The following is a 16,833-nucleotide window of genomic DNA, read 5'->3' on the forward strand; positions in this document are numbered from 1 at the left end:
GCCACCGTCTGATAATCAGACGTCAAAGCGTTTCCCTCACGGCCGCAATCAATTGCGGTTTCCGGGGTACGCCGGTGGCCCGCTTGACGATGCGGCCCTCGCGATCGAGCACCAGCAGTGTCGGCGTGCGCCAGATGCCCAGCGTCTTGACCGCGTCGAGGTGCTCCTCGGCGTCGACCTCGACGTGGCGCACGCCCGGCACCTCACCGGCGACCTCGGCGCTGAGCCGGCTGACCGCCCGGCAGGGCGCACACACGGCGGACGAGAACTGCAGCAGCGTGATCTGCTCGCCCGGGCCGACGCCGAGTCCGGCCAGCGTCCCCGGGTCGATCGGCCGGCCGACCGGTTCCCCGCCCCGCCGCCCACCCCCCACCCCGTCCTGGGTGGGGACGAGTAAAGCAGCCGGGTCTGACGTTTTCTGCGCGTTGTCCACAGGCGTGGCCCGGTCCACGCCTCCGTCGCTCGGCACCGAGCCGGCCGGGGCGACGTCACGCAGCCGGCCGTTCGCGCGCTTCCACCACGCGCCTCCGGCCGCCCCGGCGGCCAGCGCCAGGACGACCGCCCCTATCCCTACCGGATCCATAGGCCCACTCTGCCACCCTCCCCCCGGCACCACCATGATCGCTATGGCATCTGATTTTTAGATTGTGAATAGTTAGACGATGAATTAGCTTGAGCCCGTGGTTTCCGACTTCCGCCTGCTCGCCACCGGCCAGACGCTCTCCTGGGTCGGCAACGGCTTCCAGACCGTCGCCCTGGCCGTCGCCGTGGTCCAGGCGGGTGGGGGCGCCGGCGACCTCGGCCTGGTCATGGCCGCCTCGGTCGTGGCGATGCTGGTCTGCTCGCTGTTCGGCGGGGTGTGGGCCGACCGGCTCCAGCCCCAGCACGTGATGGTCGGCTCCGACCTCGTGCGGCTGGCCGGCGCGACCGCCCTGGCCGTCATGTTCCTCGGCCACGGCTACCACCTGGCCCTGCTCTGCACGGTCGCCGCGATCTCGGCCGGGGCGGGCAGCTTCTTCAGCCCGGCGATGAGCTCCCTCAAACCTCTGCTGGTGCCGGCCGAGCAGCGCCAGCGGGCCAACGCGACGCTGAGCATGCTGCAGACCGGCAGCTCGGTGGTCGGCCCGGCGCTCGGCGGTCTCACCGTGGCCGCGTTCGGCGCCCCGGCCGGGTTCGCGGTCAACGCGGCCAGTTTCCTCGCCTCGATGGCGGCCGCCCTGCTGCTGCGGGTGCGGGCCGAGCGCGGGCCACACGAGTCGATGCTGAGCGAGATGCGCGACGGCTGGCGCGAGATCAGCCAGCGTGACTGGCTGGTCGGCGGCCTGTTCGCCGCCACGACGTACCACATCGCCAACGGCGTGATCCTCGTCCTCGTGCAGGTGGTCGCGATCCAGCGCCTCGGCGGGGCCTCGGCGGCCGGCTTCATCGCCTCGGCCGAGGGCCTCGGCGGTTTCCTCGGCGCCGGCCTCGGCCTCCGCTTCCGGCCCCGGCACCCGCTCCGGGCGGGCTGGCTCACGCTGATGCTGATGCCGTTCTGGGCGCTGGCGTACGTGTGGCCGGCCGTTCTCACCGCGGTGCTGGCCGGGGCGGTGATCGGCTACGCCGGACTGTTCTTCTTCGACGTGGCCTGGGAGACCGCGATCCAGGACCATGTGCCGCACCGGGCGCTCGGGCGGGTCGCCTCCTGGGACTACCTGACGTCGTTCCTGGCCATGCCGATCGGCAATGCGCTGGCCGGGCCGCTCTCCCGCGCGTACGGCATCAACCGCGTGCTGGTCGCCTGCGCGGCTGTGCTCTTGCTGGCGGCGCTGTCGCAGTTGGCGGTTCCGGGCGTACGGAAAATGACCCGGACCGCCGCGGCGCCGGCGCCGCCCCACCCGGCCGAAGTCGCCGAAACCTTCGGTTAGCGGCATTTGCCGCCCGGGTCATCCGGGGCGCGGCGGTTCTGGTTGGATGCCCGTCATGATCGACAAGCGTGGGCATCTGATCGGCATCGTGAGCGTTGTCGTGGCCCTGGCCGTGGTGGCGTTCTCGTTCGCCCTTCCGAGCCTGCGCGGAGATGACGACGGCGCCCGGACCGGCCCGGCGCTCGCGAGCGATCCCGGCGATTCCCCGTTCGTCACGGCGTCCAAGATGCTCGACGCGCAGGCCCGCGCCCTGATCGCGGGCGACGAGGACGGCTGGCTGGCCGCGGTCGACCCCGGTCAGCCCCAGCTGCGCACGACCTACCGGCAGATGTACGTGTCGCTGCGCGCGCTCGACGTCACGCAGTTCCGCTACCGGCCCCTGCTGCTGGGCAGCGAGACCGATCCGGCCCTGTCGATCGACGGGAAGATCGCCTACTGCTTCACCGACTGCTCGGTCACCGGCGGCGGGGGCGTCGACCCGCCCGACGCCCATCAGCATCTGACCGTCAAGACGGTCGGCAAGCGGCCGGTGATCACCGACATGGTCCAGTACGCGCAGGACGACCACCTCGCGCCGGCCCCGTGGGAGACCGGGCCGCTGGTCTTCAAGCGCGGCCCCCGCGTGACCGTCGCCGCGCCGCCGAGCGAGGCCGGATACCTCGACAACGTGCTGTCGATCGCCGAGCGCGGCGCCGCCGTCGCCGACCGCTATGCCGCCGCGGTCGGCAACCAACAGCGCCGCTACCGCATCTACCTGGCCGACAAGGCGGGCTGGACGGACTGGTACGGCAGGTCGACCGAGGCCGGCGTCGCCTACACGATGCCGCTGCCGGGCAGCGGCGCCGACGTCGTCGTGCGGATCGACGAGATCGGCAAAGACAAGGACTCGCTGTCGTTCATCGTGCGCAGCCAGCTCGGCGAGGTCGTCGCGCTGGGCCAGCAGCTGGACACGGCCGCCGACTATTCCGGCGCGGACACCGGCTGGCTCAGCGACGGCGTCGCCAACTGGATCGGCTCGTCGCCCGACCCGGCCCGGACCGGCCCGTGGGCCGCCGACGTCCACACCCTGATGCACAGCGGACACGCGCCGAAGAGCATCGTCCAGCCGCAGCTCACCGCCTCGACCCCGGAGGGAAAGGTCCGGGCGTCCTTCGGTTTGGCCCAGTTCGCCGTCGACTGCCTGGTCACGAAGTACGGCGAAGCTGCCTTCTTCGCCTTCGCCAAGGGCGTCCTGCAGGAGCAGCTCGGCCCCGACATCGCGTCCGTCTCGGCCTTCCACCAGCCCTTCTCGCAGGTCGACAAGGGGTGTATGACGTGGATTCGCGGACAGGTCGCCTGAGCCTCGCCGGCGCGCTGGCCGTCGCGCTGGTCCTGGTCGTGACGCTCCCGATCGGAGGATCCGGGCGCCACTGGGGGGCCGGGACCGCGGCCGGGGCGGCCCGGCCGTCGCTGTTCGACCGGGCGGCCCTGATGCTGCAGGACCAGGCGCACGCGCTGATGACCGGCGACGAGAAGGCCTGGACGGACGCGGTCGCCCCCGCCCTGCGGCCGCGATACCGGCAGATGTTCCGCTCGCTGCGCGGGCTCGGCGTCACCCAGTTCGCCTATCGGCCGGAACCGCTCTCGGATCCGTCCGACACCGTTCTGTCGGTCGACGCGAACATCGCCTACTGCTTCAGCACCTGTTCGCTGAACGGCAGCCTCGATCCGCCCGACGCCCACCAGCGCCTCACCATCGAGCGGTCCGGTGGCCGGCAGATCATCACCGACATGGTCCCGCTGAGTCAGGAAGACTCGCTGGAACACGCGCCCTGGGAGGACGGCCCGCTCGTCATCCGGCGCGGCGCCCGGGTCACCGTGGCCGGGCCGGTGAGCGAGACGAAGAACCTCGACCGCGTCCTGAGCATCGCCGAGCGGTCCGCCACACTCAACGACCGGTTCGCCGGCTACCTGGGCACCCCGCAGACCCGCTACCGCGTCTACCTGGCCGACGACCGCGCCTGGAACACCTGGTACGGCGGGCTGGCCGGGGAGAACGCGATCGGCTACGCGATGCCGCTCAACGGCTACGGGGTCGACGTCGTGCTGCGGATGAGCCAGATCGGCGACGACCGCGACTGGCTGCCGATCACGGTCCGGCACGAGATGGGTCACGTCATCACACTGGACGGGGCCGATCCGTTCCGCTCCGACCAGTGGCTCGCCGAGGGCATCGCCGAGTGGATCGGCTCGTGGCCCAACCCGGCCCGCGGCGGCGCGCGGATGCCCAGCGTGCGGGCCGTCCTCTTCGGCCCGCAGCCGCCGGCGACGATCGCCCTGCCGTCGCTGGACGAGGACGCGCCGAGCATCCTGGTCGACGCGTTCTACGGCCTCGGCCAGCTGGCCGTCGACTGCATGGCCCGCACGTACGGGCAGCCCGCCATGTTCGACTTCGTCAAGGGCGTGCTGCAGGAGGGGAACACTCTCGACGTCGCGTCGGTGCGGGCGTTCAACAAACCGTTCCCGGTGGTCGACCAGGGATGCGTGAGGTGGATCAAGGAGCAGGCGGGGTAGCGTACGCGCTCGCCTGCAGCGTGAAGAGCTGGGCGTAGATGCCGCCGGCCGCCATCAGGCCGTCGTGGTTCCCCTCCTCGGCGATCGCGCCGTGGTCGAGCACGTAGATGCGGTCGGCCTCGCGGACGCTCGCCATGCGGTGGGTGATCAGCACGACCGTGCGGCCCGCGGCCAGCTCCCGCAGCCGCTGGTAGATGTCGTGCTCGGCCCGGGCGTCGAGGTTGGCGGTCGGCTCGTCGCAGATCAGCAGCGGGGCGTCGCGATAGAAGGCGCGGCTGACCGCCAGGCGCTGCCACTGCCCGCCCGAGAGGTCGGCGCCGTCGGTGAAGTGGCGGGACAGCAGGGTTTCGTACTGCCGGGCCAGCTCCATCACGAAGTCGTGGGCGTCGCCGGCCCGGGCCGCCCCGTGCACCTCGGTCTCGGTCGCCGGCCGGGCGTGCCGGCCGATCGTGATGTTGGCGCGGGCGGAGAGCGGCCAGCGGGTCGGTTCCTGCATGACCACGGCCACCCGCTCGCGCACGGTCTCCGGGTCCCGATTCACAAGGTCGACCCCGTCCCAGCTGATCGTGCCCTCCTGCGGCCGGTAGAGGCCCGCGAGCAGGGCGGCCAGCGTCGACTTGCCGGAGCCGTTCTCGCCGACCAGGGCGATCACCTCGCCGCGGCGCAGGGTCATGGTCACGTCGCGTACGGCCGGGCGCTCGGCATCCGGATAGCGGAAGGTGACGTGGTCGACCGTGATCTCCCGGAAGGCCGGCGGCGCCTCGCCGCCCTTCCGCTCGGCGCGGGACTGCGACAGCTCGCAGAAGCCCTGGAAATCGGCGAAATAGAGACCCTGTTCAAAGACCCGGTTGGCGGTGAAGGCGATTTCGCTGAGCTTTCCGATTCCCATGTTGATCGCGTACGCGGCGGCGCCGCCCGCGGCCAGCGCCATCCGTCCCGTCCACAGCAGCCAGAACAGGGCCGCGTAGGTGATTCCGGTCGCGCACGAACTGAGCACCGTGCCGAGCAGGGTCGTGCGCACCTGCCGCCGGGCGACCCGGATCTCCTCGTTGGTCGAGATCCGCAGCAGCCGCCGCACCTCGCCGAGCAGGAACCGGCGCAACGTGAACGCCCGCAGCTCCGGCGCCGGCTCCCGCGCCGCGAGCAGCTCGGCCAGCATCCGCTGCCGCCGCCAGACCGCGATCAGCCGCAGCACCCGGCGATGCCCGAGCCTCGCCGACCGCACCGCCGCCCACCCGACCGGCACCACGGTCAGCACCAGCAGCGGCAGCAGGACCGGGTGCAGGGCGGCCAGCACACCGGCCGCCGCGACCAGCCCGACCACGTTGGTGACCAGGTCGATCGCCTGGTTGACCAGTTGCTCGGCGGCCGCGATGCCGCGGTCGCGGGCCCGTTCCATCGCGTCCCGCCACTCCGGATCGTCGAAAGTGGACAGATCGACCTGGGTGGTGAGGTCGAGCAGCCGCATCTCGGCGGCCTGGTAGACCAGGGGCGCGAGACGGCCGTTGGCCGCGGCGGCGGCCGAGGTGAGGGCTCCGCGGACGGCGGCGGCTCCGATGAGCAACAGCAGCGACGGTACGGCGGCCCGCACGCGCTCGGGCGTCGGCCCCTCCTGGAGCAGGCCGCTGAACACGCCGACCACGCTGATCATCCCGACCGCGCTGGCCGCGCCGCCGAGGATCTGGAAGACGACGACCGCGACCGTGGTCCGGCGGCTGGCCCGCCAGGCGAGAAGCCACGCCTCCCGGAGCAGCCGGGGCAGCCGTTTGAGCATCGTGAGGAAGGTGGTGTTGGCCGCCTCCTCGGTCGAGGTCAGCCAGTAGGGCAGGGCCAGTTCCCCGTCGTCGAGTTCGTCCTCGTCCGATCTGGGCGGCCCCGCGGCGGGGTCTGGAGTGGGGGTGATGGACTCGGTCAGGGCGTCGGCCTGGGGCATCAGCGGCTCCGTCTCGAAGAACCCTCCGAGGTCTTTCTATGCCATCGGGAGCCGGAGCGTCTGTCTGGTTTCGGACGGTCGCGATTCACTCACGCGGTGTCGCTATCCCGCGAGCAGGGCCTCGAGGCGGGCGGCCTGGGTGGGCCACTGCCATTCCTCTTCGACCCAGGCCCGGCCGGCCTCGCCCATCGCCTTGGCGCGCGCCTCGTCGGTGAGCAGGTCGATCAGGCGGCCCGACAGGGCCTCGACGTCGCGGCCGCCGACCACATATCCCGTGTCGCCCTCGCGGACCGCGTCGGGCGCGCCGCCCGAGTCGCCGCCGACCACCGGGAGGCCGGTCGCCGAGGCCTCCAGATAGACGATGCCGAGGCCCTCGACGTCCAGCCCGCCGGCCCGGGTGCGGCAGGGCATCGCATAGACGTCGCCGGCCGCGTAGTGCTGCGGCAGCTCGGCCCACGGGACCGAGCCGGTGAAGACCACATCGGACTCGACGCCCTGCTCGCGCGCGAGCCGCTCGAGCTTGGGCCGGTAGGGCCCGCCGCTGACCAACAGCAGCGCCGCGTCGGGCACCCGGCGCCGCACCGCGGGCAGGGCCCGGATCAGCATGTCCTGGCCCTTGCGCGGCACCAGGCGGGAGACGCAGACGATCACCGGCCGGCCGGTGAGGCCGTGGCGGGCGCGGACCGCCGAGCCGTCGACCCCGGGGTGGAACGTGTCGACGTCGACCCCGGGGGCCAGCCGCTGCAGCGTGGTCCGGCCGCCGAGCGCCCGCTGAAGCCGGATCCGCTGGTAGTCGCCGAGGTAGGTCACCACGTCGTTGCCCCGGGCGATGCGCCGCAGGAGGGTGCGGGCGCCGGGCAGGGCGGCCCAGCCGATCTCGTGTCCGTGGGTGATCGCGACCGCCCGCTCGACCCCGGCCCGCCGCCGCAGACCGTCGGCGAGCAGCCCGAGCGGCGCCGCGGCACCGAACCACACCCGGTCGCAGTCGTGGGCCCGGGCCAGTTCGGCCGCCCGCCTGGCCACCGCCGGGGTCGGCAGCAGCACCCCGGTCGCCTCGCGCACCACCTCGAACGGCTGTTCGGCGTCGAACGCCTGCGAGCCCCTCCAGGTCGACGCGTAGACCACCAGGGAGCCCGCCGGCTGCCGGACCGCCAGGTTGTGCACGAACTGCTGGATGCCGCCGGGGCGGGGCGGGAAGTCGTTGGTGACGAGCAGCGTGCGCCCCATCAGCCGGCGCCCCGGGCATAGGCACGGGCCGCGGCCATCCGTTCCACGGTGGACGGGTGGGACGCGGACATCAGGTATTCCCAGGCCGGCGGGTCGGGATCGGAGAGGTTGACCGTGCCGAGGCGGCGCTGCATCGCCTCGAACGTGGCCGGATCGCCGGTCAGCACCAGCGCGTGGGTGTCGGCCCGGGCCTCGACGCGCCGGGAGACGAAACCCTGGGCCGGCCCGGCGGCCAGGCCGGCGAGCGTGGCCACGGCGACCAGCAGCCCGATGCCGCGGGGCTCGCCGATCGAGTCGACGCCGGCCAGCCGGAGCAGGCCGCCCCACGAGCCGAGCAGGAAGATCGCGATCACCGCGGCCGCGGTGCCGAGGGCCCCGATCACGGTGCCGGTCAGCACGTCGTTGTCCTTGGCGTGGCCCAGCTCGTGGGCGACCACCGAGACCACCTCGCCGGGCGTCGCCTCGGTCAGCATGGTGTCGTAGACGACGATGCGCCGGGTCGGGCCGAGCCCCGAGACGTAGGCGTTGACCGCCCGGGTGCGCCGGGACGCGTCGGCGACCAGCACGTCGCGCACCGGCACGCCGTCGCGGGCGGCCAAGGCGATCAGCTCCGAGCGCAGCGGGCCGTCGGCCATCGGCGTGAACTTGTTGAAGACCGGCTCGACCAGCACCGGTAGGACGAACGAGAGCAGCACGACCAGCGCGGCCGCGCCCACCGCACCGAACGCCCACCAGAGCCGGGGCGCGAAGTGCACGATCGTGTAGAAGCCGAGCAGCGCCAGCCCGCCGATGACCGCGCCGACCGCGAACGACTTGACCAGGTCGACCGCCCACGGGCCCCAGGACTGGGTGGAGATGCCGTAACGCACCACGATCACGTGCCGCCAGGCGGCGAACGGCAGCGTGACGATCTCGACGACCAGAACCACGGCGAGCCCGCCGAGCACCGCCTCGGCGATCCAGTTGCCGCCGAACGGGCGCCCGGCCAGCGACACCAGCTTGGCCCCGAGCGGGGTCAGCCCGAGCAGCAGCGCCCCGATCAGGCCGATCGCCATCGATCCGTAGGAACCCGGGCGCAACTCGGAGTGGAAGGCCCGGGCGCGGGCGACCTGGTCCTTGGGCAGCGAGGCGAGCGACGCCACCTGGTCGGCCCGGGGCGCCGGCGCGCGGTGCCACGGGATCGTCACCGCCGCGAAGACGGCCAGGGCGACGAGCACCACGGCCAGCACCAGGGCGGCCCAGCCACGCGTCGTCATCGGCCCATCCTAGAGAGCGCGTCAGGCGACGTCGCGGCGGCGCGGGAACATCGGGACCACCACCGGCGGCTCCGGGGTCTCGAGCAGCTCGACCTCGAAGCCGGCCAGCTCGAAGACCTCGATCGCGCGCAGCTCGCCGGGGGTCAGGTCGGCGATGCCGTCGGGGGTGTCGAGCAGCGTGCCGATCAGACAGCCAGCGCAGTGGCCCGAACCGGGACAGCGACCGCAGTCGACGATCATCACTCCTCCTTCGTTGGTAATTACCAAGCTAGGAGGGGGGTATGACAAAAACGCTCAGGACCTGGCCAGGCGGCGTAGGAGGGAGTCGGCGCCCATCGGATAGGCCCCGTGCCGGCGCACCCCGTCGGCCACCTCGCGGTCGGACGAGACGACCACGATCGGCCGCCCCGGCGGCTCGGCCCGCACCAGCTGGCGGATCAGCTCGTCGGCGGTGTCGCCCTTGTGGGAGAAGAGCACGCGTACGCCCCGGGGAGCCGGCGGCAGGCCGTGCACCCGCTCGGCACCGTCGAACACGACCGTGATCTCGTCGCCGGTCTGCGCCGCGATGCCGCCCAGGCCGGTGATCAGCCGCTTGCGCTGCTGCTCGAGCGACATCTCGGCGAAACCGCGCTTCGTCACGTTGTAGCCGTCGACGATCAGGTGGGCGCGGGGCAGCGCGAGCAGCTGGTCGAGCCGGCCCGGGTCGTCGGTGTCCTGGGCGCGGGCCCGGGAACGCTCGGGCGAGCCCGGCCGCTCGGCCGAGGTGTCGGCCACGAAGTCGGCGGGCAGCCGGTCCTGCGGGCCGAGCGCCAGCTCCCGGCGCAGGCCCGAGGCGGCCTGCCCGATCGTCTCGAGCAGCAGCCACAGGCGGGCGTCGTCGACCGCCCGGGCGTCCTTGGCCTGCTGCTTGCCGGTCGCGGCGGCGGCCTCGGCGTCGGCCAGGCGGGTCTTCAGGCGGCGTACCTCGGCCTCGTGATCGGCCGCGATGCGCGACGCGCGCCCCTTCTCGGTGGCCAGCAGGTCGCTCGCGCGCTTCTGCGCCGCCTGGGCCTCGCGCAGCGCCTTGCCGGTGGCGCGGGACTCCTCGCGCAGCTGGCCGAGCTCCTCGCGGACCCGGGCCAGCTCGTCGCGCAGCTTGTCGGCCTCGACCCGGGCGACCGCCCGGTCGTGCTCGGCCCGCGCCGCCCGGTGCTCGGCGTCACGCACCTGACCGGCCACCGCGGCGCTGTCGGCCTCGGCCCGGACCGCGTCGCCGGCCTGGTCGATCAGGTCACGCCAGCCCACCGGACGCCCCAGGTAGGCCAGCGCGGCGACCTCGACCGGGTCGGCGGCGGCCGGGGCCATGCCGTCGGTCACGGCCGCGCCCAGGTCGCCGGCCTCGGTCATCACGCGGGCGCCGACCCGCTGTCGGAACAGCGGGTCGGAGGCGAGCTGGGCAGCGATCTCGCGACCGCCGAGCCGGGCCCGGCGATTGGGGGCGAAACGGGCGACCCGTCGCAGGGCGACCGGGATCTCGTCGGCCGGCAGGCCGGGCAGCGAGGCCGCGGCCAGGGCCGTGATCCGCTGGCGGACCGGCTCGGGAAGCACCGGCTCGGGAACGAAGTCCGCGTCGGTCGCCGCCTCCTCTACGGGGCGGTCGTCGAACGGAAGCGGCGCGGACATCTACCTATTCTCACACCGTGGGCAGGGGAAAAGCTTGCGGAAGCAAGTGATCTTTTCAGGCGGCCCAACCGGGCGCCAGGGAGTTCTTGTCATACCCCCGCTCTAATCTCCCCGCCGTGGCACAACCCGCATACGTCCAGGGCACTCTGGACACGTTCCTCAGTGCCGACGGCTCGGTCGATCCGGCCGCCCTGTCGCTGGCCGACACGACGTTCGTGGTGCTCGACCTGGAGACCACCGGCGGCGCGGCCGACGGGGCCGGCATCACCGAGATCGGCGCGGTCAAGGTGCGAGCCGGTGAGCGGCTGGGCGAGTTCGGCACCCTGGTCAACCCCGGTGAGCCGGTTCCGCCGTTCATCACCGTCCTGACCGGCATCACCGAGTCGATGCTGGCGCCCGCCCCGCCGATCGAGTCGGTGCTGCCGCCCCTGCTGGAGTTCCTGCGCGGCGCGGTCCTGGTCGCCCACAACGCGCCCTATGACGTCGGCTTCCTCAAGGCGGCCTGCGCCCGGCACGGTTACCCGTGGCCCCAGCTGCGGGTGCTCGACACGGCGGCCCTGGCCCGGCGGGCGCTGACCCGCGACGAGGTGCCCAACCGCAAGCTGGCCACGCTGGCCCATTTCTTCCACGCCGAGGTGCAGCCCACCCACCGGGCGCTCGACGACGCCAAGGCGACCGTCGACGTGCTGCACGGCCTGATCGAGCGGCTGGGCAGTTTCCGGGTGCACACGCTCGGCGACGCGATCGAGTTCGCCAAGGCGGTCACGCCCAACCAGCGCCGCCAGCGGCACCTGGCCGAGGGCCTGCCGCACGCGCCCGGGGTCTATGTGTTCCGTGCCGCCGACGACCGCCCGCTCTATGTGGGCACGTCCAAGGACATCGCGACCCGCGTGCGCAGCTATTTCACGGCCAGCGAGAAGCGGGCCCGCATCTCCGAGATGCTCGGCGCGGCGACCCGGGTCGAGGCGGTGGAGTGCGCCCACTCGCTCGAGGCCGAGGTCCGTGAGCTGCGGCTGATCGCGGCCCACTCGCCGCCCTACAACCGCCGGTCGAAACATCCCGAGCGGGTGGTCTGGCTCAAGCTGACCGAGGAGGCCTATCCGCGACTGTCGGTGGTGCGCCGGCTGGCCGACGACGGCGCGGCCTATCTGGGCCCGTTCTCGTCCCGGCGCACGGCCGAGCTCGCGGCGGCCGGGGTCTATGACGCCGTCCCGCTGCGGCAGTGCACCCACAACCTGTCGGTGCGCACGATCACCCCGGCCTGCGCCCTGGCCGAGCTGGGCAAGTGCCCGGCCCCGTGCGAACACCGGATCACCCCGGAGGACTACGCCCTCCGCGCCGCCCTGCCGTTCAGCACGGCGACCACCGGCGACCCCGAGCCGGTGGTCGCGGCCCTGATGGACCGCATCGAGGTGCTGTCCGGCCGGCAGCGCTACGAGGAGGCGGCGGTGATCCGGTCCCGGTTGATCGCGCTGCTCCGGGCCACCGTGCGCATGCAGCGGCTGAGCGCCGTGACCCGGCTGGCCGAGATGGTCGCGGCCCGGCGCGATCAGATCGGCGGGTGGGAGATCATCGTGGTCCGGCACGGCCGGCTCGCGGCGGCCGCCACCTCGGCGCCCTATCAGCACCCCCGGCCGACCCTCGACATGGTCCGACTGACCGCCGAGACGGTCCTACCCGGACCGGGCCCGGTGCCGGCCGCCTCGGCCGAGGAGACGGAGCGGATCCTCGCCTGGCTCGAACGCCCCGACACCCGGTTGGTGGAAACCTCTGGCGACTGGGTGTCACCGGTTCGTGGCGCCGCGCGCTTTACTAGCCTGCTCAGCAAGGCTGAGACGGCGGCTTCGGGCAAAGACTCGTCCGTTCGCTCATCCGTAACTGACCGTTCGGATGACGCCCGCTCGCTTAGGCTGTAAGGCAAGTGGATTGCCCGGGCAGATTCGGGTGAGTTCACAACGATTTGCCAGGTAGTCCACAGCGGCGACTCGCCGTGACGGTTGGACGATCGGTGAGGGGGTGTCCAGTGGACGTCGACGCCGGCCACGGCGCCGCCCTTGGACGTGCCTTCCCGGCCTCACCTGGCGACCAGACGCTCACGCAGCGTCTCCGTTCCTTTCTGAGCTTTCAGGGCAACGACGACGATCCCGTCACCGTCCTGACGCGCACCCACCGCACGGTCCACCCGTCGGCCGACGCGGGCGTGCTCCGCCGCTCCTACGTGATCGCGGAAAACATGCACCGCGGTCAGATGCGCAAGTCCGGCGATCCCTACATCACGCACCCGGTCGCGGTCGCGCAGATCTGTGCCGAGCTGGGCATGGACACGACCACCCTGGTCGCCGCCCTGCTGCACGACACGGTGGAAGACACGCAATACACGCTGGAGGCGCTGCACAGCGACTTCGGGCCCGAGGTGACCCACCTGGTCGACGGCGTGACCAAGTTCGACAAGGCGTTCTACGGCAAGGTGGCCGAGGCCGAGACGATCCGCAAGATGATCGTGGCGGCCGGCAAGGACGTCCGGGTCCTGGTGATCAAGCTGGCCGACCGCCTGCACAACATGCGCACGCTCGACGCCCGCTCCCCCGCCTCCCGGGCCCGCATCGCCACCGCCACGCTCGACGTGCTCGTCCCGCTCTGCGACCGGCTCGGCATCCAGGCCCTCAAGCGCGACCTCGACGACGTCGTGCTCTACCACCTCGAGCCCGACTCCTACGCGCGCATCGACGACCACGTGAAAAACCGCCCCGGCTGGGACGAATACCTCAACGAGGTCAGCGCCAAGGCCCGCACCGCGCTGCGCCGCTCCCGGGTCGACGCCGAGGTGACCCCACGCCCCCGGCACTACTACTCGATCTGGAAGGACACGGTCGCCGGCGGCCACACCGTCCCGCTCGACCTGCCCCGCATCGCGGTCGTGGTCGACGGCCCCGAGACCGATTGCTATGCCGCGCTCGGCGCGATCCACGGCCAGTGGCGCCCGGTCGCCGGCCGCTTCAAAGACTTCATCGCCTCGCCGAAAAACAACCTCTACCGCTCGCTGCACACCACGGTGACCGGCCCCGACGGCCGCCTGGTCGAGGTGCTCATCCGCACCCAGCAGATGCACCGCTACTCGGAATACGGCGTGGCCACCGGCTACCGCTACCCGAAATACGCCGAGACCGCCGAGTCGTCCGGCGCCGACCAGCTGACCTGGCTGCGCCGCGTGCTCGACTGGCAGCAGGACACCGACGCCGGCCAGTTCCTCGCCTCGCTGCGCTGCGACCTCGCCGAGGCCCAGATCACCGTCTTCGCCCACGGGCACTCGTTCGAGCTGCCGAGCGGCTCCACCCCGGTCGACCTGGCCTACGAGCTGAGCACCCAGAAGGGCGACCAGTGCCTGGCGGCCACGATCAACGGCCGGCTGGCCCCGCTCAGCTCGCAGCTGCGCGACGGCGACGTGGTCGAGATCTTCTCCGACGGCTCCCCTGCCACAACCCGAACTTCGACAAGAGGGGGCCCCACCGAGGCCGAACCCAGCACGCCCCGCGGCCCGCGCCGCGAATGGCTCGGATTCGTGAAATCCAGCCAGGCGCAAATGCAGATCAACCGCTACTTCGACGAGAAGAACGAGCCCGGCATGAGCATCGCCGACAAGGTGCGGCTGGGCCGGGCGACGATCGGGCTGACCCTGCGCAAACACGACCGCGGGCTGGCCAGCGAGGTGCCGCTGCGCCGGCTGGCCGAGGAACTGGGCTACCCCGACCTCGAGACGATGCTGGTCGCGGTCTGCGAGCGCACGCTCGAACCGGACGCCGTGGTCGAGCAGCTCATCGCCCTCGTCGACCACCCCGACTGACCCCTCGGTAGCCTTAAGAGGTGAATTTTCCTCGGCCAGTCCGCGCCTACGCCTACCGGACGTTCTACCGGATGCCGAGTTCCGTGCGGCGGCGCATCGCCCGGCTGGTCGCCCCGCGCTACGTGGTCGGAGCCGTGACCATCGTGCGCGACTCCGAAGCCGGCGACCCGGGCCGCCTGCTCCTGCTGCGCCAACCACCCGGCCGCGGCTGGGGCCTCCCGGCCGGCCTGCTCAAACACCGCGAACGCCCGGCCGCCGGAGCAGCCCGCGAGCTGTACGAGGAATCCGGCATCCGCCTCGACCCCGACGACCTCTCACCCGGCGTGCCCAACGCGATCGTCCACACCGTCGGCGTCGTCGACACCATCTGGTTCGCCGAGGTGCCCGCGTCGACCACCGAACTGAAGGTCGACGGCGGCGAGGTGCTCGAAGCGGCCTGGTTCCCGATCGACGAACTGCCCCGCCTGGCCCACGGCACGGCCGCGCTGCTCGGCCGCTTCGGCATGGGCCCGCGCGCGTCATGACCCCCGAGGTGTGCGGCGTCCTCCTGGCCGCCGGCGAGGGCGTACGCCTGCGGCCCCTCACCGAGCTGCTGCCCAAGGCACTGTGCCCAGTCGGCAACGTGCCCCTGCTCGACCGCGGCCTGGCCCGCTTCGACGGGCTGGGGTTGCCGGCCGCGGTCAACGCCGCGTACCTCAAGGAGCAGATCGTGAGGCACGTGGGCGACCGGGCCCATGTCTCGGTGGAGCCGGAGGGGCCGCTAGGCACCTCCGGCGGCGTCGCCCGCCTGCGCGGCTGGATCGACGGGCGGGGCGCCCTCGTCGGCAACGCCGACGGCTACCTCGCCGACCCGGCCCGCGAACCGGGAAAGGACGTGGCGGCGCTGCTCGACGGCTGGCGCGGCGACTCGGTGCGGATGCTGACCAAGCCGGTGCCGCCGGGCGACACCGGCGGCTTCTCGGGCCGGCGCTTCGCCGGCCTGTCGCTCATCCCCTGGCGCTATCTCCTCCGCTTGGAGGAGACCAAGGCCGATCTCGTACGCACGGTCTGGCGCCCGGCGGAGACGGCCGGCGACCTGGAGCTGATCGCCTACGACGGGATATACATCGACACCGGCACCCCGGCCGACTACCTGGCGGCCAACCGGCACGCGGCCGGCGGCGGCAGCCTGATCGCCGCCGACGCCTCGGTCACCGCCCCGGTCGTCGAGTCGGTGGTCGGCGCGCACGCCCGGGTTCGCGCCCCGATCACGCGTTGCGTCGTATGGCCGGACGCCGAGGTGGCGTCGCCAGCCACCGACGCGATCTTCGCTCCCGGGCGACCGCCCGTCTTCGCATCAGCCCCGCCCCGTCTTTAGGCACGCCCGGCGCCGTCCTGACGCCGGCCCCGCGCCGTCCTGACGCCGGCCCCGCGCCGCCCTGATGCCGGCCCCGCGCCGTCCTGACGCCGACCCCGCGCCGCCCTGACGCCGGCCCCGGCGCCGTCCTTACGCCGGCTCCGCGCACCCAAGCTCGCACCGGCTCAGCGCAGCTCGCACCGACCCAGCGCGGCTCTTCGCACCGGCTCTTCGCAGTTCCCACCCGCCCCCGCGCGGCCCGACGCAGTCCGCACCCGGTCTGGCGCCGCTCTGCGTACTTTGCACCCGCCTCCGCGCGGCCCGGCACAATCCGCACCCGGCCTGGCGCCGCTCTGTGCACTTCGCACCCGGCCCCGCACGGCCCGGCACAGTTCGCAGCCGGTCCCGCGCCGCACTGCGCAGTCGGCACCGCCCCGCGCGGCCCGACGCAGTCCGCACCCCGCCCGGCGCCGCTCTGCGCAGTTCGCAGCCGGCCCGCGTGCAGTCGCGCGTTCGGCCGGGCCCGGCCGTGGATAGCATGGTCAGCATCCATCCCGCCCTCACAGCTGAGGAGCCCGCCAGGTGAACACCGCGATCGTGCACATCGACTGCGCCACCGACTCGATCCCCGAGGTCGCCGAGGCCCTCGCCGCCCTGGACGGCGTCAGCGAGGTCTATTCGGTGGCCGGCAACGTCGACCTCATCGCGATCGTCCGGGTCGCCCGCTTCGAGGAGATCGCCGACGTGATCGCCGGCCGCATCTCGAAGACCCCCGGCGTGGTCGGCACCGAGTCCCACATCGCCTTCCGCGCCTACTCCAAGCACGACCTGGAAGACACCTTCGCGATCGGCCTGCCCGACGCCGACTGAGCGTCCCGAAAGCACCCGCGCGTCCGGAGCCGACCGAGCGATCACGAAAAGCGCCCGGCCGCCACTGAGCGTCTCCGAAGCATCGGCCCGCCGCCCAGTGGCAGCTGAGCGTCCCCGCAGCACCGGCCCGCCGCCCGGCAGCAGCTGAGCGTCCTCGAAAACGCCTACCGAGCGCGCGGCGGCGACTGAGTGCGCCTGAGGTGACCCGCCGGGCCCGTTCTCGCGTACGGGAAAGGCCCCGCTCGAAG

14 protein-coding genes are annotated in these 16,833 nt (G+C 72.7%); 8 read left to right on the forward strand and 6 right to left on the reverse strand.

What is annotated here, in order from left to right:
- Positions 1-22 precede the first annotated feature (22 nt).
- Positions 23-583 carry a thioredoxin family protein gene (locus AB0M88_RS13975; RefSeq protein WP_364100513.1) on the reverse strand — a complete coding sequence of 187 codons (561 nt, stop codon included), beginning with the start codon at positions 581-583 and terminating at the stop codon, positions 23-25.
- A gap of 97 nt (positions 584-680) precedes the next feature.
- On the opposite strand from AB0M88_RS13975, the gene AB0M88_RS13980 reads away from it, so the two are divergent.
- The 3 genes from AB0M88_RS13980 to AB0M88_RS13990 are packed head-to-tail and all read left to right on the forward strand — an operon-like array spanning position 681 to position 4,460.
- Positions 681-1,907: an MFS transporter gene (locus AB0M88_RS13980; protein ID WP_364100516.1), complete on the forward strand. Its 1,227-nt coding sequence runs from the start codon at positions 681-683 to the stop codon at positions 1,905-1,907.
- A gap of 55 nt (positions 1,908-1,962) precedes the next feature.
- Positions 1,963-3,246 (forward strand): hypothetical protein, encoded by a 1,284-nt coding sequence (locus AB0M88_RS13985; RefSeq protein WP_364100518.1) that lies wholly within the window; start codon positions 1,963-1,965, stop codon positions 3,244-3,246.
- The gene (locus AB0M88_RS13990) at positions 3,222-4,460 is read left to right on the forward strand and encodes a hypothetical protein (RefSeq protein ID WP_364100521.1); all 1,239 of its coding nucleotides are present in this window, start codon (positions 3,222-3,224) and stop codon (positions 4,458-4,460) included. The genes AB0M88_RS13985 and AB0M88_RS13990 overlap by 25 nt, the downstream gene beginning before the upstream one ends.
- Here AB0M88_RS13990 and AB0M88_RS13995 read toward each other — a convergent pair.
- The 5 genes from AB0M88_RS13995 to AB0M88_RS14015 form a co-directional block, all read right to left on the reverse strand.
- Complete coding sequence (locus AB0M88_RS13995) at positions 4,441-6,393, reverse strand: ABC transporter ATP-binding protein (protein ID WP_364100524.1); 1,953 nt, start codon at positions 6,391-6,393, stop codon at positions 4,441-4,443. The genes AB0M88_RS13990 and AB0M88_RS13995 overlap by 20 nt on opposite strands.
- Before the next feature lie 102 nt (positions 6,394-6,495).
- On the reverse strand, positions 6,496-7,620 hold the full coding sequence (locus AB0M88_RS14000; protein ID WP_364100526.1) for a glycosyltransferase family 4 protein: 1,125 nt from the start codon (positions 7,618-7,620) through the stop codon (positions 6,496-6,498).
- A complete protein-coding gene (locus AB0M88_RS14005) occupies positions 7,620-8,876 on the reverse strand; it encodes a M48 family metallopeptidase (protein WP_364100529.1) in 1,257 nt (418 codons plus the stop codon). The genes AB0M88_RS14000 and AB0M88_RS14005 overlap by 1 nt, the downstream gene beginning before the upstream one ends.
- Positions 8,877-8,897: 21 nt before the next feature.
- A complete protein-coding gene (locus tag AB0M88_RS14010; protein WP_364100532.1) occupies positions 8,898-9,116 on the reverse strand; it encodes a hypothetical protein in 219 nt (72 codons plus the stop codon).
- A 54-nt stretch (positions 9,117-9,170) separates the two neighbouring features.
- On the reverse strand, positions 9,171-10,538 hold the full coding sequence (locus AB0M88_RS14015; RefSeq protein ID WP_364100535.1) for an NYN domain-containing protein: 1,368 nt from the start codon (positions 10,536-10,538) through the stop codon (positions 9,171-9,173).
- 116 nt (positions 10,539-10,654) lie between these two features.
- On the opposite strand from AB0M88_RS14015, the gene AB0M88_RS14020 reads away from it, so the two are divergent.
- From AB0M88_RS14020 to AB0M88_RS14040, 5 genes are all read left to right on the forward strand, one after another.
- Positions 10,655-12,454 carry a DEDD exonuclease domain-containing protein gene (locus AB0M88_RS14020; protein ID WP_364100538.1) on the forward strand — a complete coding sequence of 600 codons (1,800 nt, stop codon included), beginning with the start codon at positions 10,655-10,657 and terminating at the stop codon, positions 12,452-12,454.
- A gap of 107 nt (positions 12,455-12,561) precedes the next feature.
- Positions 12,562-14,379 (forward strand): HD domain-containing protein, encoded by a 1,818-nt coding sequence (locus AB0M88_RS14025; protein ID WP_364100541.1) that lies wholly within the window; start codon positions 12,562-12,564, stop codon positions 14,377-14,379.
- A gap of 71 nt (positions 14,380-14,450) precedes the next feature.
- Entirely contained in the window at positions 14,451-14,903 is a 453-nt protein-coding gene (locus AB0M88_RS14030; protein ID WP_364100562.1) for an NUDIX domain-containing protein, read from the forward strand.
- On the forward strand, positions 14,900-15,736 hold the full coding sequence (locus AB0M88_RS14035; RefSeq protein ID WP_364100544.1) for a sugar phosphate nucleotidyltransferase: 837 nt from the start codon (positions 14,900-14,902) through the stop codon (positions 15,734-15,736). Before AB0M88_RS14030 ends, AB0M88_RS14035 begins: the two co-directional genes overlap by 4 nt.
- Before the next feature lie 561 nt (positions 15,737-16,297).
- Complete coding sequence (locus tag AB0M88_RS14040; protein WP_364100547.1) at positions 16,298-16,585, forward strand: Lrp/AsnC ligand binding domain-containing protein; 288 nt, start codon at positions 16,298-16,300, stop codon at positions 16,583-16,585.
- Positions 16,586-16,833: the final 248 nt, after the last annotated feature.

The sequence above is a fragment of the Actinoplanes sp. NPDC051411 genome, from assembly GCF_040682075.1.
GTDB lineage: Bacteria > Actinomycetota > Actinomycetes > Mycobacteriales > Micromonosporaceae > Actinoplanes.

What these genes read in the sequence shown, in the direction of transcription:
- AB0M88_RS13975 (WP_364100513.1), bottom strand. Translation starts at nt 583, where the DNA reads ATGGATCCGGTAGGGATAGGGGCGGTCGTCCTGGCGCTGGCCGCCGGG.
- AB0M88_RS13985 (WP_364100518.1), top strand. Translation starts at nt 1,963, where the DNA reads ATGATCGACAAGCGTGGGCATCTGATCGGCATCGTGAGCGTTGTCGTG.
- AB0M88_RS13995 (WP_364100524.1), bottom strand. Translation starts at nt 6,393, where the DNA reads ATGCCCCAGGCCGACGCCCTGACCGAGTCCATCACCCCCACTCCAGAC.
- AB0M88_RS14000 (WP_364100526.1), bottom strand. Translation starts at nt 7,620, where the DNA reads ATGGGGCGCACGCTGCTCGTCACCAACGACTTCCCGCCCCGCCCCGGC.
- AB0M88_RS14005 (WP_364100529.1), bottom strand. Translation starts at nt 8,876, where the DNA reads ATGACGACGCGTGGCTGGGCCGCCCTGGTGCTGGCCGTGGTGCTCGTC.
- AB0M88_RS14010 (WP_364100532.1), bottom strand. Translation starts at nt 9,116, where the DNA reads ATGATCGTCGACTGCGGTCGCTGTCCCGGTTCGGGCCACTGCGCTGGC.
- AB0M88_RS14015 (WP_364100535.1), bottom strand. Translation starts at nt 10,538, where the DNA reads ATGTCCGCGCCGCTTCCGTTCGACGACCGCCCCGTAGAGGAGGCGGCG.
- AB0M88_RS14030 (WP_364100562.1), top strand. Translation starts at nt 14,451, where the DNA reads ATGCCGAGTTCCGTGCGGCGGCGCATCGCCCGGCTGGTCGCCCCGCGC.
- AB0M88_RS14035 (WP_364100544.1), top strand. Translation starts at nt 14,900, where the DNA reads ATGACCCCCGAGGTGTGCGGCGTCCTCCTGGCCGCCGGCGAGGGCGTA.